This is a genomic window from uncultured Campylobacter sp., from assembly GCF_938045625.1.
Taxonomy (GTDB): domain Bacteria; phylum Campylobacterota; class Campylobacteria; order Campylobacterales; family Campylobacteraceae; genus Campylobacter_A.
Window position 1 is genome coordinate 1 of sequence record NZ_CALIAV010000016.1, and the last position, 4,040, is coordinate 4,040.

Here is a 4,040-nt window from a genome sequence, read left to right on the forward strand (position 1 = left end):
ATATTTTTAACGAAATTTTTAAATTTGATTTACGAAAAAAGGAAAGAAAAAGGATATAATGCCCGCCTATTTCATCTAAGGAGAATATATGAAAAAGTCATTGTTAGTAATCGCCGCCCTTGGCGTAATGGGCGCAAATGCCGCTGCCACGGTCGAGCTTTCGCCTTCTTGCGAAGAGTACTTTAAACTAGTCGACGAGTTCGTCGAAAAAACTAAAGACAACCCGCAAATGGCGGCTATGAAATCTACTTACGAAGATCAAAAAGCCCAGTTTGCTCAGCTTCCGCAAGACTCACAAGAGGCCGCTTGCAAACCTGCCCTTGAACAAATGAAGCAAGTTATAGCTACGCTACCTAAATAATTTTTATCCCTCCGCTTGGAGGGATTTTTCGTCTTTTTTTAATTCCTCATCTCTATCAAATTTCATGTAATTATTTTTAAAATTTAGCATCAAATTTGCCGCCGTAAAGCGCAAATTTAATCCCGAATAATCTTCGCTTTTGCCGTTATGCTCGCGATCTTTAGCTCATAGATATTCATCGCCTTTAGCCCGTGAGCTGCCGCGACGTCAAAGGTTCGCATGTAGTTTGGCGTGTATTTTTCGCTAAGCAGCCGTAGCGCGTGCAGCCTCGCCGCTTCGTCCGTCACGGTGTAGGCCTTGGTTAGGGCGACAGCGGATTTGTATTCGGTCGTAAAAACTTTCGCGCCAAGCGCCTTGCCGTCGTCCTTGATCGCATCCAGCTGCTCATCCGTCAAAACCGGCACCTGCGCATAGCTCACGCAAACCAGCGTCACGCTCTTGCCGTCTTTTAACAGCTTTGCCTTAGAACCCGCAGGAGCGCCGTGCAAAAATACGCTCTCGCCCTCGCGCACGACCGAGATCGGCACGCTAAAAATCTCGCCCGCCTCACCAATGCAAGATATAGTGCCGTATTCGCACGCATCGATGATCGCAAGCCCTTCTTGCGCGGTTAATTCTCTATCTTTTCGTCTCATTTTCCGCCTTTAAATTTTTGAAAATTATAAAATTTAAACCCTAAAAAAGTGTATAATTTCGCAAATTTAAAGGACGGCGATGAGAAAAATATTAATATTTTGCGCTCTGGGCGCACTGGCTTTAGGCGCTCAAAACGCGTGCGAGGAGTACGTGAAGCAAAGCAAAATTTACCTAAACGAGCTTTACGAAACAAAATCTAAGCAGTTAAAAGACGATCCGCAGGCCCTTAGGCTGTTTGAGCTCAAATTTAGCGAGCTACAAAAGGCACAGGAGGGCCAAGCGGCGCTAATCATACAAAGCGGCGATGAGAAATTTTGCGAGCGCGAATCGGCAAAGATAAAATCCATGTTAGATGAAATGAGAGCAGAAAAGGCGCAAAAGTAGGCCTGTTTTATAGAGAAATTTGAGTCGTTTTTGCCGAGTAGGGTCAAAAGCTCTACGATCAAATTTGAAACCCGCCAAACCTAGTCTGGCAAGCTTTTGAATGTAAATTTGACGTAGCCTGGCGCAATTAAAACCGCATGCTTACTAAATTTACAAACTCGCTTTAGCCAAATCATAAAAGCTCGTTTTGTCGCGGCCCGCATAAAAGCGCACTAACTAGCGTTATTTAAATCCCAATCTATCGGCGCTTTGCCGTGCTCGGCGAGATACAAATTCGCCTTTGAAAAGTGCCTGCAACCAAAAAACGCGCCGCGCGCTAACGGACTTGGATGCGCTGCTGTTAGTACAAGGTGTTTGTTAGCGTCGATGAGAGGGATTTTGGCCTTAGCCGGGTTGCCCCAGAGCATGAAAACGACGTTCTGGGCGCGTTCGCTAAGCTTCCTGATCGCAGCATCCGTGAACTCCTGCCAGCCGAAATTCGAGTGCGAGTTAGCCTGCCCCGCGCTAACGCTTAGCGTCGCATTTAGCAGCAGCACGCCCTGCTTCGCCCAGTAGCTCAGATCGCCCGAGTTTGGCTCCGTTACGCCCAAATCGTCGCGGATTTCTTTGTAGATGTTGGCGAGGCTCGGCGGGATCTTGACGCCGCGCGGTACGGAGAAACTTAGCCCCATCGCTTGCCCCGCGCCGTGGTATGGGTCTTGGCTCAGGATCACGACTTTGACGGCATTAAACGGCGTGAGGTTAAAGGCGTTAAATATCAGTGCGTTTGGCGGATAGACCTCGCCCGCAGCCTTTGCGCGCAAGAAATTTTCCTTTATGCGAGCGAAATTTTCGCTCAAAAATTCCTCTTTTAGCGCCTCTTTCCAGTCTGCTTCGATTTGGATTTTGTCGATCTGCATGATTTTCCTTTGTAAATTTGCTCTTTTTCTTTGTATTCATTTTAAGGCAAATTTACGAAATGATAGCCAAAAATATTTAAATTTAGGCGGTTTAAGATGGACTCAAATTTACAAGCGTTTATTGTTAAATTTCCAAAAAAGAGCAGAGCGGTTTTAAAAATTTGCTGTATAATTTAAACTAAATCTTAAATAAAGGAATAACGATGTCCGAGCAAATTTTTGAGAAGCTAAAAAAGCTGCTAAGCACGCAAAATGCGGATTTTCGCACCGTATCTCACGCGAGCGCAAAAACATCGGCCGAGGTCGCCGTGGCGCGCGGTACGGAGTTAGGGCAGGGGGCAAAGGCACTCGTTTGCGTCGTAAAGGGCGGCGGCGCCAAACGATATGTTTTGGCAGTGCTGCCAGCGGACTACAAAGCTGATTTGCAGCTCATCGCACAGGCGCTTGGCGGCACTAGAGCTAGCCTAGCTAGCCCCGATGAGGTTATGCGGCTAACCGACTGCGTTTTTGGTAGTGTTCCGCCGTTTAGCTTTCATGAGGAGCTGGGGCTAATCGCTGATCCGAGCCTATTTACGCGCTACGCCGAGCTTGCCTTTAACGCGGGCTTGCTAGATCACTCTATCATTTTAAACACGAAAGACTATGAGCGTATCGCACAGCCGAGATTGGTCAAATTTGTAACGATATAGTGATTCGACATACCAATATACGCAAAGAGTAAGAATAATGTATAATTGCGTTGGGTTCAAGTAATGCTAATTTATTTAAACGCAAAAGAGCTCGCATGAGCAACATAGACAATCTATATACCAAAAATAATAGCGGCGATACCGCCTGCATTTTGGCAAAATTTAGAGGAGAATAGAGTGTCTATGTGCTGCATTTATGATATTTTGCAGAAATTATAGTGTAGTTCTGCTCGGCAGTGCAGAATCTGGGTGCAAAGTTGATATTGCGGCCTTCATATAGTTTTTTAATTTTAAATCATTTGACGAGAATTTTACTACAACAAGAAAAAATTCCTACGACTACTATCGATGAATACGGCGTAGAATCGGAAAAAGTATAAACTCGCTTTTGCAAGAACCAAAAATATATGAATTGCTCGGGAGAGATTTGACAGAAGAGCTAAAATTTTTACTAACGGAGCCGATGGGGCTAAACTACAGAAATAAAATATGTCACAGACTAGTCAGCGAATCTCCAAACTATACCGATATTTATATTTGGTGCCTTTGCCTTAGGCTAACGGTTAATAATTGCGTTTTATTTAAAGACACTTACTGGATTTATTACTTTAACTGCAAATAATACACGCAATAAAATCAAAAAAAATTACTAAAATTTAAAAAATACAACTAAAAATTGGAGATACTAATATATTAGGAGCTTGTACAGTAATTAGATAATGGCCGGGAGATAGGGATTCGAACCCCAGGAGGCTTTCACACCTCAACGGTTTTCAAGACCGCCGCTTTCGACCGCTCAGCCATCTCCCGCAAAAAATATTTTGGCTAATCATAGCCAAATTTATTCGGTTTTTTCCTTAACGTAGGAAGCACCTTTGTTGACTTTTTCCTTTGACCATTCAACGGCATTATTTGTGTCCTCTTTGGCTCCGCGCCAAGTATTTGAACAGCCAACCATAAACAAAGCAGCAGATAATAGCACTAGTAAATAACGCATTTTCTCTCCTTATAATTTTTGGAGGCGACACCCGGATTCGAACCGGGGATCAAAGCTTTGCAGGCTCATGCCTT

Annotated in this window: 7 protein-coding genes and 1 tRNA gene; 4 read left to right on the forward strand and 4 right to left on the reverse strand. The window is 44.3% G+C overall.

Going from position 1 to position 4,040, the window contains the following annotated elements; all coding sequences use genetic code 11:
* Positions 1–88 precede the first annotated feature (88 nt).
* Positions 89–361 (forward strand): DUF5339 family protein, encoded by a 273-nt coding sequence (locus Q0386_RS01075; RefSeq protein ID WP_299025847.1) that lies wholly within the window; start codon positions 89–91, stop codon positions 359–361.
* Positions 362–477: 116 nt separating this feature from the next.
* Here Q0386_RS01075 and Q0386_RS01080 read toward each other — a convergent pair whose 3' ends face one another.
* On the reverse strand, positions 478–996 hold the full coding sequence (locus Q0386_RS01080; RefSeq protein WP_299025849.1) for a pyridoxamine 5'-phosphate oxidase family protein: 519 nt from the start codon (positions 994–996) through the stop codon (positions 478–480).
* 79 nt (positions 997–1,075) lie between these two features.
* On the opposite strand from Q0386_RS01080, the gene Q0386_RS01085 reads away from it, so the two are divergent.
* Complete coding sequence (locus Q0386_RS01085; protein ID WP_299025851.1) at positions 1,076–1,381, forward strand: hypothetical protein; 306 nt, start codon at positions 1,076–1,078, stop codon at positions 1,379–1,381.
* A 212-nt stretch (positions 1,382–1,593) separates the two neighbouring features.
* On the opposite strand, the gene ung is transcribed toward Q0386_RS01085, so the two are convergent.
* Positions 1,594–2,280: a uracil-DNA glycosylase gene (gene ung, locus Q0386_RS01090; RefSeq protein ID WP_299025853.1), complete on the reverse strand. Its 687-nt coding sequence runs from the start codon at positions 2,278–2,280 to the stop codon at positions 1,594–1,596.
* Between the two features lie 203 nt (positions 2,281–2,483).
* Between ung and Q0386_RS01095 the strand changes: the two genes are divergently transcribed.
* Positions 2,484–2,969, forward strand: a complete 486-nt coding sequence (locus tag Q0386_RS01095) for a YbaK/prolyl-tRNA synthetase associated domain-containing protein (RefSeq protein WP_299025855.1) — start codon at positions 2,484–2,486, stop codon at positions 2,967–2,969.
* A gap of 376 nt (positions 2,970–3,345) precedes the next feature.
* Positions 3,346–3,591 carry a DUF4209 domain-containing protein gene (locus Q0386_RS10170; protein ID WP_367272370.1) on the forward strand — a complete coding sequence of 82 codons (246 nt, stop codon included), beginning with the start codon at positions 3,346–3,348 and terminating at the stop codon, positions 3,589–3,591.
* 98 nt (positions 3,592–3,689) lie between these two features.
* Here Q0386_RS10170 and Q0386_RS01100 read toward each other — a convergent pair.
* Together Q0386_RS01100 and Q0386_RS01105 are read right to left on the reverse strand one after the other, a co-directional pair.
* Positions 3,690–3,779 (reverse strand) — tRNA-Ser (locus Q0386_RS01100).
* 31 nt (positions 3,780–3,810) lie between these two features.
* On the reverse strand, positions 3,811–3,966 hold the full coding sequence (locus Q0386_RS01105; RefSeq protein ID WP_004321784.1) for a hypothetical protein: 156 nt from the start codon (positions 3,964–3,966) through the stop codon (positions 3,811–3,813).
* Positions 3,967–4,040 lie beyond the last annotated feature (74 nt).